Origin of the sequence: Streptomyces misionensis, from assembly GCF_900104815.1 — a bacterium.
In the GTDB taxonomy this organism is placed as follows: Bacteria; Actinomycetota; Actinomycetes; order Streptomycetales; family Streptomycetaceae; genus Streptomyces; species Streptomyces misionensis.
On record NZ_FNTD01000004.1, the window covers coordinates 1,343,004 to 1,361,631 of the forward strand.

Sequence of the window (18,628 nt, forward strand, 5' to 3'; positions counted from 1 at the left end):
CTGGCAGATGGGTTTCGACCAAGAATCCCATCTCCATCAGAGGCCTCGCATGCTTGTCCACCCGTCCGGGATCGACGTGTCCAGCTCCGCCCTGCGCTTGCTGTCCGCTCGGTTGCGCGACCATCGTCGGCAGCCCGGCACCCGCTGGCGCCGTCTGAGCACGGGCCGTCAGGCTCTGCTGGCCCTCGCCCACCTGCGGTGCGGGCACACACACCTACGCGCAGCTCGCCGCGGGCTTCGACGTGGGCACTACCACTGCCTACCGGTATATCGCCGAGGCCGTCGATGTGCTGGCCGCGCTCGCCCCAGACCTGGCCGCCGTGGTCAAGACCGCACAGAACAAAGCGTTAGTGATCCTCGATGGGACCCTGCTGCCGATCGACCGGATCGCCGCCGACCGGCCCTTCTATTCCGGTAAGCACAAGAAACATGGCATGAACGTGCAGCTGATCGCCGATCCGCACGGGCGTCTACTGTGGGCCTCGCCTGCCTTGCCCGGCGCCGTCCACGCCGGGCCGGCTTCGACCTGCTGCGGAAGCGAGTCCTGCCGGCTTGACCGCAGCTCTGTCACCCAACAGACGGGTCCATCCAGCTGAGCGCGAGCGGCACAAGATCCAGGCCCAGCTTCCTCCTGCACGAGGCGACGCGCCGCCCGACCCAGGCGGTCACGGCGTCGCGATCTGCCGCGATCGCGTGAAGCTCACGTGTCTTCTCCTGAGCCTCGACCATCCACGGGGCCAACGGGTCCTCTCGAAGGACTCGCTCGAAGCGATTGCGGGCCGTGTCCGGGTCACCGGCCAGGGCGGCCGCGATCCCGGCGTCGAAGCCGTCCCAGAGGAATCCCCGGCGCACCGGTCGGGATGTCAGGTATCGGGCGACGTCCGGCAGAGCTGGGAACTTCTCCCTCAGCGCGGTCACGTTCGCCGCCGCCTGTCGGCTGAGTTCGAGTGCCAGCGGTGTGAACTGGTCCTCGGTGCGGAACAGTTCGGAGCCGGCCCGGACTGCGTCCACGTGGAAGGCCAGGTGGTCCACGTCGTGCCACAGCCACATCGCACCGACGTGCAGACCGCTGCCAGCAGTACGTGGCGGGGTGAACTCCACAACCCCCAGCCACCACCCGTGATCATCAATCCACAGCCGCGACCGCCCACGCTGGGCCATACCGAGCGGCTTCAGGGACTCCCGCGCCGCCGAGGTGATGATCCGGAGAACCGGACTGAGATCTGCCATGGCCGGCATTATCGACCGTCCTGCCAACGCCCACGTCGGTACTGAGCGCCACCAGTCCACAGAAGTTGGACCAGAACCACGACTCATGAACAAGGCCACCACCGCCTCCACTTGGCCCTGCTGCCAGCCCGACAGCCGCCCGTGCCCCAGGAGCGGAGTCCGCACGTCAGTGAGGAGGCTGAGCCCGTCGGCCGGGGAGCGGCGGACCGACGCGACGGCGTCACCGAGAGGCTGATCAATGCGGGACTCCTGTCGGGCTGCGCGGCTGGCCTTGAGAAGGGCGGGAGATAGCGGGGCTGGAATCTCCGGGATGAGCCCCTCCTCTCTCCTGCGCCGTGCGACCCAGGTCCTGCGGCGCCTCGGTCCGCCGGGCCGCGCCCACCACGACGTCGCCGGCGGCCAGCTCCGCCTCGCTGATCGCCCGGCTGAAGCCGCTGCTCGCGCCGGTCACCAGCCACGCCCTGTCCATGACCACTCCTCGCCTCGCCGCCGGCCACGCCTCCCGACTCGCGCCGGAAGCGGTGCGGCACCCGAGATTCGCCGTGTCGGCCGACGGCCGTGAACGAACAGCGCCCGGGCCCTGGACGTGCGCCGATCGGGTACCGGTGGCCGAGGAGCCGCGGTCCAGGCGTGCGGCCGAGCGGGTGTACGTGCCCCAGCCGGCGCCCGGCGAGCGGATCCGCGCATCCGCCGGGCCGGGGCCGGCGCCACCCGCCGATCCGCCTCGGAGGGCGCAACGGAGGGCGGCCCCCGGAACGCGGCTCCGGCGCCGCCGAGGTCATGACCCGGACGGGCCCGCGGCAGCCGGTCAGTAGCGGATCTCCACCAGCCGTCCCTCCGCGTCCCGTTCCGGCCTCTCGGGCACCCGGACGGCGGTCCCGAGCGCGATCCGGTGGGCCGACCAGGCGGCCGCAGCGGCGTCGAGCACGTCGTCCGCGGGCACCCGGTCGGCCTCGCCGAGCTCGTCCGGGAGCACCAGTCCCGCCTGCGACAGCAGGAGGCGGCGCAGGTTCTGCCCACGCCAAGTCTTCTTGGAGTACGCCGGCGGCACCCCGCCCGCCAGGGCCTGGAAGGACAGCTCGGGATGCACCTCGTGGATCCGCTCGTCCACGGCCCGGCACTCCCGCGCTTCGAGCAGCTTCGGTGCCAGGGCCCACGCCTGCCGGCTCAGGCGGCTGCCGGTGAGTTCCCGGCACCGGTCCCCGGCCGCCGCGAAGTCCGTCTCCTGCCACGCCGGCCTCGGCGCCACGAGGAAGACGCTGCTGCGCCGCGCCCCCAGGAGCGCGCGGGCCTCGAGGTCGGCGGCGCGCCAGCCCTTGTCGATCAGCCCCAGCGGCATGTCGACCGCGATCACCTGCACGTCGCCGGCACGCTCGATCAGCGCACCGAGCCGCCGGTCCACCAGGCTGCCCGCGTACGAGCCGTCCGTGAGCGCTACGCCCACCCACCCCTGCTTGCCACAGGCGTCCACCCCGAGGACATCCATCCACTCCACCCCTCTCCCACAAGAACCCGTCCGGGGGCCGGGGCCGTACCCAGTCCCGTTTCCCCGACGATGACGAGGATCCCGCTCCGGGCCCGGTCCTCACAGCATGCCCGGGCGACGGCCTGGCCCGACGCGGCGGCCATCACCCACCCGTACCGCCCACCGCCCGTCGGGCCCTACTCGGCGTTGCGGGTCGTGGCGAAGCGGCGCCGGTAGGCGGCGGGGCTGATGGACAGTTCCCGTGCGAAGACGCGGCGGAGGCTCTCGTAGCCCGGGAATCCGGCCAAGGACGCCGCCTGCGTCGCGGTGTACCCCTGGTCGAGCAGCGACTTCGCGATGTCGAACCGGATCGACTCGACGTACCGGGCCGGCGTGGTGCCCAGTTCCTCCCGGAACAGCCTCGTGAGGTGACGCGTGCTGAGGTTCAGGCGCGCGGCCAGTTCGGTGAGGGAGTAGTTGCCGGCGGGCTGCGCCGTGACCAGGTCGACGACCCTGCGCAGGGCGGGCGACCGGGGCGGCGGGCCCTGCAGGGGAGCGGAGAACCATGACTGGCCGCCCGGCCGCTGCAGGTAGACGACAAGGGAGCGGGCCACCTCCCGGGCGAGGTCGGGACCGTGGTCCTCCTCGACGAGGGCCAGCGCGAGGTCGATGCCCGCGGTGACACCCGCCGAGGTGTAGACCGTGCCGTCGCGCACGTAGATGGCGTCCGGTTCGACGCGGGTCCTGGGGTGCAGGGCGGCGAGTCTGTCCGCGATCTTCCAGTGGGTGGTCGCCCGTTTGCCGTCCAGGAGGCCGGTCGCTCCGAGGACGAAGGCACCGGAGCACACGGAGGCGACCCGGCCGGAACGGGCTGCCAGGTCCCTGGCGGCTTCGACAAGGTCGCGCGTGACCGGGGTCCTGGGGTAGACGTCTCCGCCCGGCATCAGGAACGTGTCGGGGTCCGGCTGCGTTGCGGCGCTGCCGTCGACGGCGATCCGCATCCCGATCGAGGAGGCGACGTCGGCCCCCGTCGTGGATACCAAGGTGATCCGGTAGTCGGCACCGAGCAGGTTCGCTTCCCCGAACACCTCGGCGGGGCCGGCGACGTCCAGCAGCTTGACCCCGTCGTAGACGAGGACCGCCACCCGATGCGTGCCGGAGCTCACAGCCCCATCCTGAGGTGACTGGATTCGAGTGGTTCATGGCCGGACCGAGGCGGCGCCGGGGGGCGCGGGGTCGGCACCGTGGAGAACGGACGCACGGTCCACTCGTCACACATCACACCGGAAAGCACGGACACCATGACCGACATCATCGCAGGGGTGGAAATACCCGGAACATCGGCCGTCGCGGAGGCCACGGACTTCCTCCGGGAGAGGACCAATCCCCTGATCTTCCACCACTCCCGGCGGGTATTCCTCTTCGCTTCACTGCATGCCCGCGAGCTCGGCCTCCAGCCCGATCCCGAATTGTTCTACATCTCGTCGATGTTCCACGACGCGGGTCTTTCCATCCCGTTCTCGGAGACGCAGCAGCGTTTCGAGTTGGACGGCGCCGACCACGCGCGGAAGTTCCTGCTCGACCGCGGGTTCTCCGAGGGCGCGGCCGAGGTGGTCTGGACGGCGATCGCCCTGCACACGACGCCGGCGATCCCCGGCCGGATGGGTCCCGAGACCGCCGCCATGAACCAGGGCGTGCTGACCGACGCGCTCGGCTGGGGACTGGACAGACTGGACGGCCACCGGGTCGACGAGATCGTCGCCGCTCATCCTCGCGGTGACTTCAAGAAGGAGTTCCTGCAGCAATTCGTCGACGGCCTCAAGGACCGCCCGGACACCACGTACGGAACCATCAACGCGGACGTCCTGGAGCATTTCGTTCCCGGATTCCGCCGCGCGTCCATGGTCGAGCGCGTCCTCGACGCTCCCTGGCCGCGGTGACCGGCGGCAGCCGGCACCGGGCCGATGCGTTCCCGGTCGTGACGGACTCACGACACGATCCTCAAGTGGCGCGACCGCGCCGCTGCCAGCGATGCGGGTCGGTCCTGTCCGACGATCACAGCAACGGCTCGACCAGAGCGGTCAGTTCTGCCCGGCTGATCTGCCCCATCCGGGCCGCCGCGATCCGGCCCTGCCGGTCGACGACGAAGGTGTAGGGGTAGCCCTGCGGGCTGACCAGGCCCTTGGGGATGCGCAGGAGCTGGGCGGTCTTCGGGTCGTGGAGGCTGCGGTAGGTGACGTGATGCTCGAGGGCGAAGGCCGCTCCGGTCTCCCTCGACGCATCGGTGTCGACGCCCATGACTCGTACGCCGCGCGTGTGGAGGGTGGTGTGCACCGCGGAGAGGTCACGAGCTTCGGCGCGGCAGGGGCCGCACCAGGACGCCCACGCGTTCACGACGAGCACGTTGCCTCGGTAGTCGTGTACGGCGATCGGGCGGCCGTCGATTGCGGTCCCCGTCAGGTCGGGCATTTTCTGGCGGTGGGCCGGAGCGAACGTCTCCTGTAAGCGGGGTGCTTGGCCATCGTCCAGTTCAGGCCCGGCGCAACCTGATGCCATCAGCAGGGCCAGGACGAGGCCGGCAGCTTTTGCGATGTTCATGATGATGAGGATGTCACCCTGCTGCGGACTGCCACGGGGAGTATGGACCGGGAGGTTCGAAAAACGTGCTCACGGGTTCGGGGTCGCCCGCTCATTGCCGTCGAGGGTGTAGCGCTTTTTCAGGACGGCGTCGAGCTTGCCCGAACGCACGGCGGACATGCCCCAGGCGGTCGGCAGTTGGAGCGTGAAAAGCGCGAAGAAGGAATACAGTGCCGCGGCGTCCAGGAGCTCCCCCGGGTTGACCGCTCCGTAGGGCGCTGCGTTGGCGATGCCGAGGACCAGCATGTAGAGGGTGCCGTCGATGAGGACCGTCCTCCAGCGTGGCAACGGAGAGAGCAGACGGCGACCCAAGGTGAGCACTGCGGTACAGGTGACCAGGAAGACGGCCTGGTCCCTGCACCATGTGAGCGGCTCGGGTCCGGTGGGTCCGAGCTTGTCGTCGAACGCGAGCGAATATCCGGCCAGCACCACAGTCCCGGTGAGCCATGAGATCAGCGTGACCCAGGCAGCGTAGGTGAGTGCGCTGCGCCAGGGAGTGAACATCATGGCGCTCCTTTCAGGCCTCTGGTCGGAGCCGGTGGCGCTGACATCATCCCACCCTCGTCGTGCAGGCAGCCGCCCGCCCTTGAGCCGGAAGTGCTTGCTAGTAGCCACCGTTGTCGGAGATGGTGCTGGGTTCACAGACTCGGGAGTAGAGGCACTCGAGGCCGCTGACCGCCTTGGTGCTCATCTTGTGCTGGTAGACGGTCTTGGTGGAGTGCTTGCTGCCGCTGGTGTAACCGAAGAGGTACATCTCGTGGTCCGGGGCGGGTCGGGCGCTGCCGGACACGTAGAAGTCACCGTTGCGGGCGAGGCGGGCGTCGTAGTACACGCCGATGCCGGCCCGTCGTATGCCGGACTTGGGGCAGAAGGGATCGGTGGCCTCGATCTGACCGTGCACGGAGCGCGTCTTGCCGTCGAACCGGGTCTTGGTCTGGAAGTCGATCTTCTTGGTCGACGCCTTCCGCTTCTCGACCAGCTTCCCGTTCTTGTAGACCTTCGTCCAGCCGGTCTCGGGGAAGAGGTCGTAGGAAGATTTCGTCCAGTAGACGACACCGCGGACACCGGCACGGAACGACGTGCCGGAGACAGCGTTGGAGTAGCCGCGGCCGTCACCCTTGTACTTGTACGAGCCGCCACCGTACTTGCAGCCTGAGGCCTTGCTGATGTAGGTGGGCACGGTCACCCACGGCTGGCGGATGAAGGACCGCCAGGTCACCACGGTCTTGGTGTACTTCTTGGCTTTGGCCTCGACCTTCCGGGCGGTCTGGGCGAGTGCGGCGGACGTGTCGCTGGTGGGGACCGTGACGTTCAAACCCCAGGTGTGTCCGAGCCCCTTTGCGTCACCGCTGATCTGGTAGGAGGGCTCGGAGCCGGGAACGATCGCGTCGTCGCGAAGACTGTGCCCAGAGGTCCTGGCGATCACCTTGCCGTCACGGATGACGGTGTAGGACGTAGCGCCGAGGTCCGGCCACGACAGGTCGACGAACTTGGCGGAAGCGGCCCAGGCAGCACGCTCGGTCCGACTCGCTGAGTGGGCGAGGGTGACGTCGGCGATGACGCGTTGCGAGCCGGCGGCGAGGATCTCGCTGTCGGTGGCCTCACCGGTGTAGGTCTTCACCGTGTGCACGCCACTGGAGGCAAGGGCGGTCTTGCCGGTCGCGAAGCTGCCGGTGTCGGCATCGAGGACGAACACGGCCTTTCCCGGCGCGGGCGCGGCCGAGGCGGTGGTCCCGCTGGCGGCCACCGTCGCGGCAAGGAGGGCTACGGGCAGCACGGTTGCCGCGCTCCAGCGCCCCGTTGTGCGGTTGAGGTTCACGGATCGTCTCCTTGGACAGAAGTGGTCGCCTCAGCCCAGCCGTGTCACCGCCTGGGTGAGGACTTGTCAGCGCGCACGAGGGGGCGGCTTTCGAGACGTCGGTCCGGACCGTCGCTCGGAAGCCGCCCCCGTGGGTCAGGACAGGCCCCACTCCTGGCGCCCACGAGCCGGGTTGGAGCTCCCGGCCTTCTCCAGGTAGGGGTGGGAGCCGGCCTTCGTCGAGTTCGACGCGATGACCTTGCCGTTGCGAGCTTCACTCCAGATGCGGGAGCCGCTCAGCATCCAGCGCTGCGCCTTCCAGGTGGAGTGGCAGGTGTACTGGACGATGTGGCTCTTCTTGTCGACGTTCAGGCACTTGCCCGACTTGTCGTTCTTGATGGTGAACAGCGAGTCGTTCTTGTAGATCCGGTGGAGGGTCCAGCGCTGCGACTTGTCGCCGGAGCACTTACCGACGGTGAGCTGAGCGTTCTGCTTCGTGCTGCCTCCCATGGAGAGGCAGGTGTGAGCCGCCCAGACGCGCTCCAGACGAACATGTGCGTAGGGGTCCTTGGCCTGCGGCGCGGCATCGGCCGACGGCGCGGCGAGACCCGTCATCGTTCCGGCCGCGACTGCGGTGAGCAGCAGTGATCCAGCTGCTTTAGGCATTTGGTCCTCCCCGTTTGAGTGACATGGCGAGCACCGAACGTAAACGCGAACTACCCATGTCTGCTACGTCCGTTAGGGAGGTGTCTGATGGGGCATTGCCCTAAAGGGAGGCTGGTCGTACCCGGTGTGGAGTCGTCTGATTCGGTGCCCTACGGTGGCCCTCGTATCGCTGTGCTCACAGGGGGTCGACTTCCAACCATGAAGCGTTCACGCCGCCTGGCTCTTGGTGTCGTCGCAGGCATCGTGGTCCTGGCCGTGGGAGGCGGGGTGACGGCTCGGCTGCTGGACGATCCGGCACGGGGCCTGACGGCTGCCGCGCATGCGGGAGACACGCACTGCCGGGAACTCACCGGGAAGGCGCCTGGACGGCTGGCGGGCAAGGAACGCCGGTCTGTCGGACTCGACGGTGTAGTGGTGTGGGGCGATCAGGATGTGATCCTGCGCTGCGGTGTCGCGAGCCCCACAGCAACGACGGATCCGTGTTTCGAGGCGAACGGGGTCGACTGGGTGCTCGACGAGCGGCAGTCGTCCCCGGATCGCAAGGTCATCGTGACGTTTGGTCGAACGCCGGCCACGCAAGTCGCCGTCCGCGTGCAGGGGGTGCGGACGGACGAGGCGATCCTGGAGCTGTCTCCTCTGATGGAGGGAATCCGAAAGACCGGCCGCTGTTTGGATGCCCAGTGACTTGCGCCGGGCCCGCTCGTCATACGTGCGGGCCCGGCTGCTTAGGCGACCGTCGGCTTCTGCTCTCGACTGGGAAAACTTATCGATCTCGGCATCGGAGGTGCCGTCCGCATGCTCACCGATCTGCGGCAGGCCGAGGGTGATGTGGAAGTCGCGCAGCGCACCCCGGATGAGTGCACCGGCCCCTTGGTAGCGCCCGGTTTGCGACCACTCCAGTGCTAGGAGGCACTGCTGTTCCAGTCTTGCTTGACCAAGACCATAGGGGCACCCCGGCGGAGAGGGCGTCGGCTCTGCGACCGCTGCCACCGACCGGCCTGTCAGCCTTGTCGTTCAACGGCGCTGTGGAGCGTCATTGTCGGCGGTACGGTCGACGGAACAAGGACGACGGGGAGGAACCGGGGATGCTGGCGGAGACCATGACGGCGCTCGCGGCCGCCGGAGGCACGGCGGTGGTGCAGGCTGCGGGCACGGACGCGTGGGCGGGCGTGCGGCAGCGGGTTGCCCGATTGCTGAGCCGGGGCGACCGGGAGCGCGAACACGCTCAGCTGGATCGGCTGGACCGGACCGCGGACGCCTTGGACTCGGCGGGAGGGAACGAGGGGGATCAGGTGCGCTTGGTGCATGCCGAGGGGTGGCGGAGCCGGTTCGAGATGCTGCTGGAGGATCTGGACGAGCCCGCACGTAAGGAGGCGGCCGCCGAATTGCGCGCCCTGGTGGGGCAGGTGCGCACCGCTGTCGGCAGCAGTACTCAAGTGGAGGGAAACGTCTTCCACGGGCCTGCCGCGATCCAGGTCGGCGACTACAACCGGCAGGACAACCACTTCGGGCCGGGGGCATGACCGCTGCGGCATCCGGCGGCTCGGGGACGGGCGGGGTATCGGGCAACACCTTCTACGGCGCAACGGCAATCAACGTGGGGGCCGGTGGTGTCCAGAACAATTACTTCCAGCTCGTCATCGATGATCCCGTGGAAGCCGCGGCACGTGACCTCGCCCGCACGGTGCTGGCGCAGTGGCGCGAAGAGGCCCGTGTGCGCGGCTTGTTCGACCCGGTGCCGATTCCGGTTCCCTGGAGGGCCGTGCGTGACCCGGAATTCGGCGACCACCCGCACCTGACCGGCGGCAGCGCCGATGGCAGCGGCGCGGACCTGGGGGCATTCGCCCGGGCATTCCTCGCGCTGAGGCAGCGTAGGCTGGTGGTGCTGGGCGAGGCTGGAGCCGGCAAGACGACACTGGCCGTGCTCCTGGTGATCGAGCTGCTGCAGATGATGGGCGCCGGTGACGCCGTTCCCGTCCTGCTGCCGATCGCGTCCTGGCGGCCCGGCCAGGAGCATCTGCACACCTGGTTGGAGCACCACCTACTCCGCGACTACCCGCACCTGACGGTCGAGATGGCACGGGACCTCATCCGCGACAGGCGGATCATGCCCGTGCTCGACGGCCTGGACGAACTGTCACCCGACCAGGCTCCGGTGGCCCTCCAGAGCCTCAACGACACCCTGGCAGCCGGTGGTCCCCTCATCCTCACCTGCCGAACGAGTGCATACGCGGACGCGGTGCGGAGTGCATCCGTGCTGCGCTCGGCCGCGGTCGTACGGGCGGACCCCCTGTCCGCCGAGACCGCCGCCGAGTACCTGCGCAGCAGCGCCACTCCGCAACACTCGGCACGATGGAAACCGGTGCTCGACGAACTCCGGGAGCACCCGCACGGCGCGCTGGCCCGGTGCCTGTCCACGCCACTGATGCTCTGGCTGGCCCGCATCTCCTACCGGGCGCCGGACACCTGCCCCGCCGAACTCGCCCGATCGTCGCGGTTCCCCGGCGCCGCGGCGATCGAACGCCACCTCCTGGACGCCTTCGTCTCCGCCGTGTACCCGGATAGCCCAGCACCGCCCCCACCACGCGGCCGGCGCCCGCCACGGGAGTGGCGCGCAGGCACGGCCGAACGCTGGCTGGCCACCCTGGCCCGCCATCTCACCGACCTGCGCAGCGAGGATTTCGCGTGGTGGGAACTGCGCCGCCGGTCACCGCACTGGCACAGGTGGAGGCCAGTACTCGTGGTGGCGTTGATGATGCTGTGGACCTCGTTCCCGGTACTCGGCGGAGACGAGCTGGCCCCCATCGGTGAGGCGGGCGGCCCGCTCGTCATCCTCTACGTGGGAAGCCTCTTCCTCGGCGCCCTCCTTCGTATCCCCGACGGCCTGACTCGGGGAAGGGTCCGGTTCCGGCCGAACCTTCGCATGCTGGTGGACCACGCAGCCAACCCCATGAGCCTGTACATGGTGCTCGCGGCCGGCCTGGGCACCGTCGTGGATGCGGCGCCGGACAGTCCTGCGGTGCAGGTCCTGCTCTTCGTGGTGGCACTGGCCACGGCTGTGCTCACCCTGCTGCTGTACACCTGGCTGATGGTCATGGCGGGAACGCGCGTCGACCGCGACGAGGCCGGCAGTCCGCACCGCTCGCTCGCCGTCAGTCGGCGGCGGGCGCTGGTCGCGGCCGCGGGACTGGTCGTGTTGCTCGTTCCCTTCATCACCGCACCGGTCCTCGCCACCACGCTGGCCGACCCTTCCCGGCCCTACTCACCGGCTGGATATCCGCTGGCACCGGCCTTCCGACTCGCGGCGCTGGCGGTGGCCTTCGCCTCACTGGCGGCGCTCACACAGTCCTCGTGGGCCGACTACCTGCTGGCACGGTCGATTCTCGCCGCCCGGGGGCTGATGCCCTGGCGGCTGGGGACCTTCCTCGCCGATGCCCACCGGCGGGGCGTCCTGCGGCAGGCAGGATCGGTCTACCAGTTCCGCCACGCCAGGCTGCGGGACCGGTTGGCCGAGCGGTACGGACCGCCCTCCGGTGCCGCGGCGGCGGGCCCGGATGTTCGCAGCCGGCCGACGTCCCCAACGGTCGGCTCCGGAACGACGTCCGGGAACCACCGAGGCCAGGACTTGCTGATCGAGGTGGACATCACCCCTACGGAGGCGCAGTCCGGCACCGTCAAACAGATCCGCTTCGTCGCGGACGTACGATGCGCCACCTGCGGTGGCAGCGGCACCACCGCTGGGGATTCCTGCGGCGAGTGCGCCGGCCAGGGCCGGGTGAGCGCCCGACGTACCCTCTCCGTCAGAATCCCGGCCGGGGTTCGGGACGGCATTCGCATCCGGGTGGCAGGCGAGGGCGGTTCCGACCTCCACGGAGGAACCCCGGGGGACCTGTACATAGAACTCCGTGAACGACACCAGACCTGATCCCGTGTCACCGTGGTGATCGACCGCCACGACGACGCGATTGACACGCACACCGCTCTGGCTGCCCCACCATCCGCCGTCCGGCCGGATCATCCATCGGGGACGCTGGGTGAAACCTCGCAAGGGCGCCGGTGCCGATCGTGCAGAGGCCAGACGGTGCGAGCGGCCCGGTAAATCCCTGCAGGTGCCGCGCGTGTGGTAGACGGTGGTGTCACCGACGTGCGGTGGAGCAGCTCGGTAGTTTGCTGGGCTCATAACCCAGAGACACCTCATAGTGCTAACTCGTCAAGGCATCGGCTGCGGCGTTCGAACAGCGCTCGTTCGTAGAGGCTCTCGATCGAGGGAGACGCCGGCCGAGAAGCCGGCCGCTAGTCAGGCAGAGGGGCGCCGCCTGATGCCGCCGCCGCCGCTGCCGTTGAGCGGGATCAGGGTTTCCAGGTGAGCGCCTTTGACCCAGGAGCCCAGCAGGTCGCGGTGCATGGCCACGATGTCCTGGCGCAGCGCCAGGTCCAGGGCGGCCTTCGTGAATGAGCGGCAGGTGGTGACGAACAGCGCGACGTCTGCGCCATGCTCGAGGCGGGCAGTGCCGACGAACTTCTGCATGTCCGGTGAGGACACGCTGCGGTGCGGCGCGTACTTCTTGCACTGGACGACCAGTTTGCGGCCGTCGGGGAGGTAGCCGACGACGTCCGCGCCCAGGTCGCCGCTCTTTCCGCTGACGACGACTTGCGTGCAGCCGTCCCGCCGGCACAGCTCCGCGACGTATGTCTCGAACTCCTGCCACGACAACGCGTCGACCTCGCCCATCGACAACTCCCGCGCCCGGGCCTGCTCCTGCGCCCGCCACGCGCGGTCCTGGCCGACCGCGAGACGGTGTGATCGCAGCAGCGCCCAGCCGATCGCGACAACCGCGGCCGCGGCGAGCACGGCCACCAGGACGGGCCACACCACCTCCCAGTGCCGGGCCACCCACACCGCGGCGGCCACCGCCGCCACCGCGCTCCAGCCACGCAGTTGCCTGCGCGTCCGCTTCTTCAAGCGCCGGCGCCGTCGACGTGCCGCCATCACTCCCCCGCTCCCCCAACCCGTGCCCCGCAGCGCGAATCACCGGGCGCCGTCCGGCCCGTACGCGTGTGAGGACTCATCGGCCGGCCTCGGTGACGCCGCTCGCGAGCTGTCCCAAGATGTTCACGATCCCCTGGCCGGCCGGGGTGGGCGCGATCAAGACGCCCAGCGCCAGGATGATGACGGCGGTGGTCCTCTCCTCGTTCCGGCTGCGGGCCTGCGTGCGTCGCCGCAGCCGGAAGAACGCGATGACTGCGAGCAGCACCGCCACGTTGATGGTCAGCAACCGTCCCATCCTCCCCCACACGACCGGCCACCAGCTGGGACGGCAGCACGCCAACCCCAGCCTCCTTATGTAGTCGGGCCTCAGTGATGTCGGGACCGGGTTGACGACGAATGGCACAAAGCCATCGGGACTGGCCGAATAGCGCAGCGCCGCGCCTTACGCCTCCATCGAACGGTTCCAGGCTCGACGGGAGGCCCGGGTCGACCAGTTGGTCGGTCGCACCGAAGGAGTTGTCGGAACTTCAAGGAGCGAATGCAAGGTGGGTTGCGGCCGTGAGGCGGAGAAGGTGATGAGCTGGCGCGGTTTCAGACAGGTGAAGGCCGCATGGATCCCGATCCCCGCGGCCACCGCGTACGGCGCCGTCTCCGCGATGAGCAGGGCGGGAGGGAGCGCGATCTCGGCCGCGATGACGGTCGCCGCGACCATGCGCCAGAGGTGGATGTCCCGATCGGTGAGATTGCCCGCGTACCGGCGAACAGGCGCTGGCACGGCGTACTGGCGCCGGTACGGGAGCCGCTCCTTGACCTGGCTGTCGGTGTGGACCCACTGGGCGAGGTAGAGACCGCTGTGGAACTGCGGCGAGCGGAGTTTCTGCCAGGCGGAGTTCCAGTAGATGTCGGTGGTGATGAGCACGAGGAGGCACTGGGCCCAGCCTCCGCCTTTGGGGTGGCTCTCGGCACGCTTGAATGTGAGGGTGACGAAATGGGGGCGCCCGTACGTACTTCGGACCGCCGAGCTCCTGCCAGTACTCCTGGATCAGGTAGAGGCAGGGGCCGACAGCGAGAGGGTGTGGCGCGAGCTATGGACCATGCTGTGCATTGAGGGAGAGACCCTCGTCGCAGGGAGTCTTGCCGCGCTGTCACGTCTGGTCGCGCTCGCCCGGAGCGAACCGCAAGCGCTGGAGATGGCCGGGGCCATCGTGCGCAGCGCGATGACGGACGACCAGGGCGAACGCATGTTCGTGGAGAGCCCCGACGTCATCGCGGAGCTTCGGGAGCTGGTGGACCAGCGTCTCCAAACGCGTCCGGCTGACTACATCTGGGGCTTTCGCACCCTCCTCGCGATCGAGGGGCAGTTCCACTGGAGTGCCGCCCTAGGTGACTTCAGCGACGACTTCTACGAAGTGGCCTGTCCGCACTGCTCCCTGAATGTGACCATCGCCATCGGCGGATACGGGTACTACTCGGCCTGCCGAAACTGGGACGCGGGCGATGTCGACCGGCGCGACTTGCGGCCGGCGGCCGTTGCGGAGCTCGACGGCATGGGGCAGTGGATGTACAACCTTGCAGTCCGTGACGGCCAGGACCGACTGGCCGAAGGGATCCCGTATCTCATGGGCCGCGCGGAGTGTCCGCATTGCGCGAGCGTGTTCCGCATAGCGGACGAGTACACGGCCGCCAACCTCCCTCCACTGCTTCCTGTTCGATCTGCACATTCCAAGATCGATTGAGAGACGGCTTCCTGAAGAGCCTTTTGTCCTCACCGAGTTGTTTGGTGGCGTTTCCCCGGCGTGCAGATCCGTGCTGCTGAGGCTGGGGTGGTCAATGAGGCCGCGTCGTGCGCGGCGGTGCTACCGAAACATGACGTGACAGCGCCCGCACTCCAGCGACCTGCCCGATGCCCGCTGGGAGTTGATCGGCCCCACGCTCACCGCGTGGCGGGCCGAGCACAGAGGCAAGGGTCTGGACATCGGCCGTCCGCCCGAGCACGACCTACGCCGCCTCATGGACGCCACCCTCTACGTCGACGTCGACCGCACCGGGATCACCTGGCGCTGCGTGGCGCACGGCTTCTCCCCTTTGGAAACCGTCTACGGCAACTCAACGGCCTTTTGCGTCATTTGGCGCGTAAGCCGAAGGCCGTAACGCCGAGCCGAGCGCCTGCGTGCTGGACGCGTAGAGCATCAATATTTCCGCCAATGCGCCAGGCAAGCCAGGGCATCGATGCCGGCAAGAAATTCGCAGGCCCCAAGCGCCATATCGGCGTCGACACCCGTACTTCTACTGGCCGTCTGGGTCACCGCAGCCAGCGTCTGCGACAACCGGAAGCATCCACCTGCTCTCCCGCATCGCCACCGCCACCGCGAAACCTCGCGTGACCAAGGCATGGGTCGACACTGGCTACCGGACGAAGGCCGTCTGACCACGGTGCCCGACTCGGCATCGACGTCGAAGACGTCCAACGCGGTGGCGACCTTCGACTGGCTCAATCGACCTGATGATTCGTAGGCTCAGCCGGGAGTCGACTCCGGCCTGAAGGACTCATAGCCGCCAGTCCACCTCAGACAACTCGGGCATCGCTATCAGGCGCCTGATCGTCGAACCACACTGACCCGCGCGTCTTCACCCCTCATGGCCTGCGGCCAGCGGTCATCGATGACCACCGCCGCTTCGCGGCAGGCACTGCAGGCGTTGTCCCGTTCCGGCATCCACAAGTTGTCGGACGGTGACATGTCGGCTTCCTGAATGCCACAAAGGGTCGCGCCGAAGGTGCCGAAGGCGTGGGAAACTTCGGCAGGGAGGCCGTCTGCGAAGGCCCTCTCCCAGCGCATCTCCATCGACATGTATGGCGGCCGCGCGATTTCGAACCACTTACCACCGACATGAGTGGTGGCATGACACCACGAGCAGGACCAGATGTCTTCCTCCCACTCGGTCGCTGGCGCTGGCCATCGCCGCATCGACCGTCCACACACATCGCACTCCATGAACGCATCCTGGCACGCCCACTAACCATGTGACCTGCCGCGACTAACCAAACACCCCCACAGGGCAAAGCGCTCTTTCAGCTCGCCGGGTGGTTCTGCCGCGGCTCGACGCCGACGGACAGCGAGCGCGAAGGAGCAGACGAAGACGGTGTCATGGTGATGGCTCTGCCGGCGCGCCGCCACTGGCCGGTGGGCCGACAGCGGTTGCTGGCGCCGCTGGAGATGAACGAGCCGCCGGCAGCGTGGGGTGGGTCAGGGTCGGTGTGGGTGCCCCGCTCGCTTCCCCGGGGGCAGTTCGGTAGGCGTCCAGAGCGGACAGCCCTGGACTGAAGCCGGTGCCGACGAGATGGCTCGTGAGGCGCCACATGGCGCGTTCGTCCTCGACCCTTTGAGGGAGGGTGAGCCCGAACGCTGCGGCAAGGGGGTGTTGCCCGAGGTTGACCATGGCCCGGACTGCGCCCGCCCACTCGTCGGTGGCCACGACCGCCAGGCGGTACCAGAGCATCGTCAGCAGCAAACCCGCGATCGTCACTGCGACCAGCCAAGGAGGCGACGCGTTGCCGACGGCGAGGTCAACGATGGCAGCCGCGACGACGAGCAGGTGCCCGTAGAGCAAGCTGATGAAGAAGTCGACGCTCATCCGGGCGTCATCGGTCTGCTGGCGTGCCGAATCCGGGGCGGCAGCGTTTAGTTCGTGCCAGAGCACCTGTGAGTCGAGCCGGAAGCGGTCGTAGCCGTACTCCTCGAAACGCCGAATGGCGTTCCCGAGTTGTGTCGGGGCGACCTGTCGATCGTCCAACGGGTAGCGGTGCAGCCGCTCCTTGAGCAGCGCGAACCAGACCTCCCCCTTGTTGGCGTCCGTGGCGAGGTGGCGGCTGATGATCGGGTGGGCGCGAAAGGCAGCGAGCACCGGCTGGTCGGCAACGGTCAGACAACCAGCACGTTCATGCCTGGCCAAGGCCAGCGTCCACGCGGTTGCGCAGAAGGTGCTTGCGGGCCACATGTTGTCGGCGTCGCGCCGCGGCCAACCGTTGGGGCCAACCGAGAAAACCTTCGAGGCAAGCACGACGGCAAGTTCCCTCTTGAGGCAGCCCATCAAATCCAGGATCCGGAAGCCTTTGTCAGCGAGCGTCCCGGCGCGGTCTTCGTTTAGTGCGAGGAACGCGCCGAGAGCAACCCATAGGTGTGAACGGTCCCCTGGGTACGAACTCCTGAAATCACCAGAGGCCATCTCGGCCCAAACGGGCAGAACGCTCCGCATGCTGGCGTTGGAATCGTCCATTACACCGCTGAACAAGGCCAACTTGGCATCGGCTTCCTCACTCTTCGTGTGTGAAATAGCGATGTCCTTCGGCCGATCTAACGCGTGGGCGGCAGCCTCATGGACGGTTCGAACTGCACGCTCAGCTTCTTCTGCTTCCATGGGGCACGACCGTACTGTCAGCCCGGCTGCGGAGCAGGGGCGCCGACGGCCGGGCATGCCTTTCGACGGCACCTCGTCGTCGCGCGGCGATGCGGCGGGGGATACGGCAGGCGTCGTTTCCGGCACTCCGGCCTTGTTCGTGACGCCGGATCCCGGGGCAACCCTGGATGATCGGACGGCCTCCGCGTACCGCGGTCCCCGCCGTGCCCCCTGGTCACGTCAGCCCCGTGTCATTCGAAGATCAGCGGTTCTTGCCAGCATGGGCCGCAACAGGCCCGCACGCCCCGTGAGTGGTCGCTCGGCTCGGAACAGCACGTCGGTATGCCCGCACCCCGGCTCGGAAATGGGATGAGTTCAGGTCATGGCCTCCGCACCGCCCGTCGTCCTCGTCGGCCTGCGCCTGTCGGACGAGTGCGTCCGTGAGTACGTCGAGCTGTGCGCGGCCTGGCCCGTACCCCGTGTGCCGTCGACCACCGGTGGCGAGGGGTGTGCACCGAGGTTCGTGCGTCGAGCAGTGGACGCCACGACGCGGGCGACGTGCCGCCGGCACCGGGGCGGGCGTGGTGTACATGCTGGCCGGCTCCGTCGTCATCCGTGTCAGGGAGATTCCCGCCATGACCTCCATGCCCCTGCCCACCGACATGTCCGCTCCCGGGCGCTGGTTCCACCCGCTGGAGGCGGACCGGGACGCCTCCGTCCTGCTGTTCCTGCTGCCGCACGCGGGCGGTGGCGCGGCGATGTTCCGTGACTGGCTGCCGCTGCTGCCGTCCGACGTCGCGCCGCGTGCCCTCACCTCGCCCGGCCGGGACGCGCGCCTGGCCGAGCCGCCGTTGCGGGACTGGGACGCCCTCTACGGCGCCGTGCACGACGCGGTCGTCGGCGAGTTGGACGGGCGGCCGTACGCCGTCTTCGGGCACTGCCTGGGGGCACACCTCGCGTTCCGTCTCGCCGGCCGCCTCGTGGCCGAGGGCCGGCCGGCGCCGGTGCTGCTCGGGGTGTCCGGCTGGGCGCCGCGCGGTTTCTTCCGGGCGACCCTGGCGGACAGCGAGATGCCGGAGGCCGATCTGCTCGCCCATGTCCGGCGCCTCGGTTCGTTCCCGGAGGAGATCCAGCGCGACCCGGCGCTGCTGGCCCGGGTGCTGCCCGCGCTGCGGGCGGATCTGCGGGTGGCCGCGACCTTCACCGACGACGGCGCGGAGGTCACCTGCCCGCTGGTCTCCTACGGCGGCGACGCCGACCCGCTGATGGTGGAGCCCGACGCGATGACGCACTGGGCCGACCGCACCTCCCACTACCTCGGCCACACCTGGCTCCCGGGCGGTCACTTCTTCCCCGAGGAGCACGCCGCCGAGATCGCGCCGCACTTCGTCCGGATGCTGCGCGCCGTGCACACACCCCCGACTCCCCGACTGTCCGCGTAACGCGG

The 18,628-nt window shown here is 68.7% G+C and carries 18 protein-coding genes and 3 pseudogenes; 8 read left to right on the forward strand and 13 right to left on the reverse strand.

The genetic code is table 11. The features are described 5' to 3' along the window. Positions 1-49: 49 nt before the first annotated feature. A pseudogene (locus tag BLW85_RS07595) lies at positions 50-509 on the forward strand (transposase family protein); the annotation flags it as partial. 58 nt (positions 510-567) lie between these two features. Here the strand turns inward: BLW85_RS07595 and BLW85_RS07600 are convergent. The 4 genes and pseudogenes from BLW85_RS07600 to BLW85_RS07615 all read right to left on the reverse strand — a co-directional run bounded on the left by BLW85_RS07600 (position 568) and on the right by BLW85_RS07615 (position 3,861). Continuing rightward, positions 568-1,230 (reverse strand): hypothetical protein, encoded by a 663-nt coding sequence (locus BLW85_RS07600; protein ID WP_143060429.1) that lies wholly within the window; start codon positions 1,228-1,230, stop codon positions 568-570. Positions 1,231-1,573: 343 nt separating this feature from the next. After that, positions 1,574-1,699: pseudogene (locus tag BLW85_RS38355) on the reverse strand (short-chain dehydrogenase/reductase); the annotation flags it as partial. Between the two features lie 339 nt (positions 1,700-2,038). Then, entirely contained in the window at positions 2,039-2,716 is a 678-nt protein-coding gene (locus tag BLW85_RS07610; protein ID WP_074991638.1) for a DUF429 domain-containing protein, read from the reverse strand. Between the two features lie 176 nt (positions 2,717-2,892). Beyond that, positions 2,893-3,861, reverse strand: coding sequence for a GlxA family transcriptional regulator (locus tag BLW85_RS07615; protein WP_074991639.1), 969 nt, complete (start codon positions 3,859-3,861; stop codon positions 2,893-2,895). A gap of 135 nt (positions 3,862-3,996) precedes the next feature. On the opposite strand from BLW85_RS07615, the gene BLW85_RS07620 reads away from it, so the two are divergent. After that, positions 3,997-4,635, forward strand: coding sequence for an HD domain-containing protein (locus BLW85_RS07620; protein ID WP_167381390.1), 639 nt, complete (start codon positions 3,997-3,999; stop codon positions 4,633-4,635). A gap of 115 nt (positions 4,636-4,750) precedes the next feature. On the opposite strand, the gene BLW85_RS07625 is transcribed toward BLW85_RS07620, so the two are convergent. The 4 genes from BLW85_RS07625 to BLW85_RS07640 form a co-directional block, all read right to left on the reverse strand. Continuing rightward, positions 4,751-5,293, reverse strand: a complete 543-nt coding sequence (locus tag BLW85_RS07625) for a TlpA family protein disulfide reductase (protein WP_074991640.1) — start codon at positions 5,291-5,293, stop codon at positions 4,751-4,753. A gap of 69 nt (positions 5,294-5,362) precedes the next feature. Next, positions 5,363-5,839: a hypothetical protein gene (locus tag BLW85_RS07630; protein WP_079172294.1), complete on the reverse strand. Its 477-nt coding sequence runs from the start codon at positions 5,837-5,839 to the stop codon at positions 5,363-5,365. Between the two features lie 97 nt (positions 5,840-5,936). Then, positions 5,937-7,151, reverse strand: coding sequence for a hypothetical protein (locus tag BLW85_RS07635; RefSeq protein ID WP_074991641.1), 1,215 nt, complete (start codon positions 7,149-7,151; stop codon positions 5,937-5,939). Positions 7,152-7,286: 135 nt separating this feature from the next. Continuing rightward, positions 7,287-7,796 carry an RICIN domain-containing protein gene (locus BLW85_RS07640; RefSeq protein ID WP_079172295.1) on the reverse strand — a complete coding sequence of 170 codons (510 nt, stop codon included), beginning with the start codon at positions 7,794-7,796 and terminating at the stop codon, positions 7,287-7,289. Between the two features lie 198 nt (positions 7,797-7,994). Here BLW85_RS07640 and BLW85_RS07645 point away from each other — a divergent pair, with 198 nt between their 5' ends. From BLW85_RS07645 to BLW85_RS07655, 3 genes are all read left to right on the forward strand, one after another. Further along, positions 7,995-8,480: a DUF3515 family protein gene (locus tag BLW85_RS07645; RefSeq protein ID WP_070028057.1), complete on the forward strand. Its 486-nt coding sequence runs from the start codon at positions 7,995-7,997 to the stop codon at positions 8,478-8,480. 401 nt (positions 8,481-8,881) lie between these two features. Then, a complete protein-coding gene (locus BLW85_RS07650; RefSeq protein WP_074991642.1) occupies positions 8,882-9,319 on the forward strand; it encodes a hypothetical protein in 438 nt (145 codons plus the stop codon). Further along, positions 9,316-11,721, forward strand: a complete 2,406-nt coding sequence (locus BLW85_RS07655) for a DnaJ C-terminal domain-containing protein (RefSeq protein WP_074991643.1) — start codon at positions 9,316-9,318, stop codon at positions 11,719-11,721. The genes BLW85_RS07650 and BLW85_RS07655 overlap by 4 nt, the downstream gene beginning before the upstream one ends. A gap of 372 nt (positions 11,722-12,093) precedes the next feature. Here BLW85_RS07655 and BLW85_RS07660 read toward each other — a convergent pair whose 3' ends face one another. From BLW85_RS07660 to BLW85_RS07670, 3 genes are all read right to left on the reverse strand, one after another. Then, positions 12,094-12,786 (reverse strand): restriction endonuclease, encoded by a 693-nt coding sequence (locus tag BLW85_RS07660; RefSeq protein ID WP_079172297.1) that lies wholly within the window; start codon positions 12,784-12,786, stop codon positions 12,094-12,096. A gap of 76 nt (positions 12,787-12,862) precedes the next feature. Beyond that, positions 12,863-13,072, reverse strand: coding sequence for a hypothetical protein (locus tag BLW85_RS07665; protein ID WP_070028060.1), 210 nt, complete (start codon positions 13,070-13,072; stop codon positions 12,863-12,865). Positions 13,073-13,228: 156 nt separating this feature from the next. Beyond that, complete coding sequence (locus tag BLW85_RS07670; RefSeq protein WP_244174841.1) at positions 13,229-13,705, reverse strand: hypothetical protein; 477 nt, start codon at positions 13,703-13,705, stop codon at positions 13,229-13,231. A gap of 175 nt (positions 13,706-13,880) precedes the next feature. Here BLW85_RS07670 and BLW85_RS07675 point away from each other — a divergent pair, with 175 nt between their 5' ends. Further along, positions 13,881-14,522: a hypothetical protein gene (locus tag BLW85_RS07675; protein ID WP_143060430.1), complete on the forward strand. Its 642-nt coding sequence runs from the start codon at positions 13,881-13,883 to the stop codon at positions 14,520-14,522. A 160-nt stretch (positions 14,523-14,682) separates the two neighbouring features. Then, positions 14,683-15,257, forward strand: a pseudogene (locus BLW85_RS40765) (transposase); the annotation flags it as partial. Between the two features lie 117 nt (positions 15,258-15,374). Here the strand turns inward: BLW85_RS40765 and BLW85_RS07685 are convergent. Then, the gene (locus tag BLW85_RS07685) at positions 15,375-15,779 is read right to left on the reverse strand and encodes a hypothetical protein (RefSeq protein WP_074991645.1); all 405 of its coding nucleotides are present in this window, start codon (positions 15,777-15,779) and stop codon (positions 15,375-15,377) included. Positions 15,780-15,930: 151 nt separating this feature from the next. Continuing rightward, positions 15,931-17,202 carry a hypothetical protein gene (locus tag BLW85_RS07690; protein ID WP_208624822.1) on the reverse strand — a complete coding sequence of 424 codons (1,272 nt, stop codon included), beginning with the start codon at positions 17,200-17,202 and terminating at the stop codon, positions 15,931-15,933. Positions 17,203-17,816: 614 nt separating this feature from the next. Here BLW85_RS07690 and BLW85_RS07695 point away from each other — a divergent pair. Next, entirely contained in the window at positions 17,817-18,623 is an 807-nt protein-coding gene (locus tag BLW85_RS07695; protein WP_244174843.1) for a thioesterase II family protein, read from the forward strand. Positions 18,624-18,628: the final 5 nt, after the last annotated feature.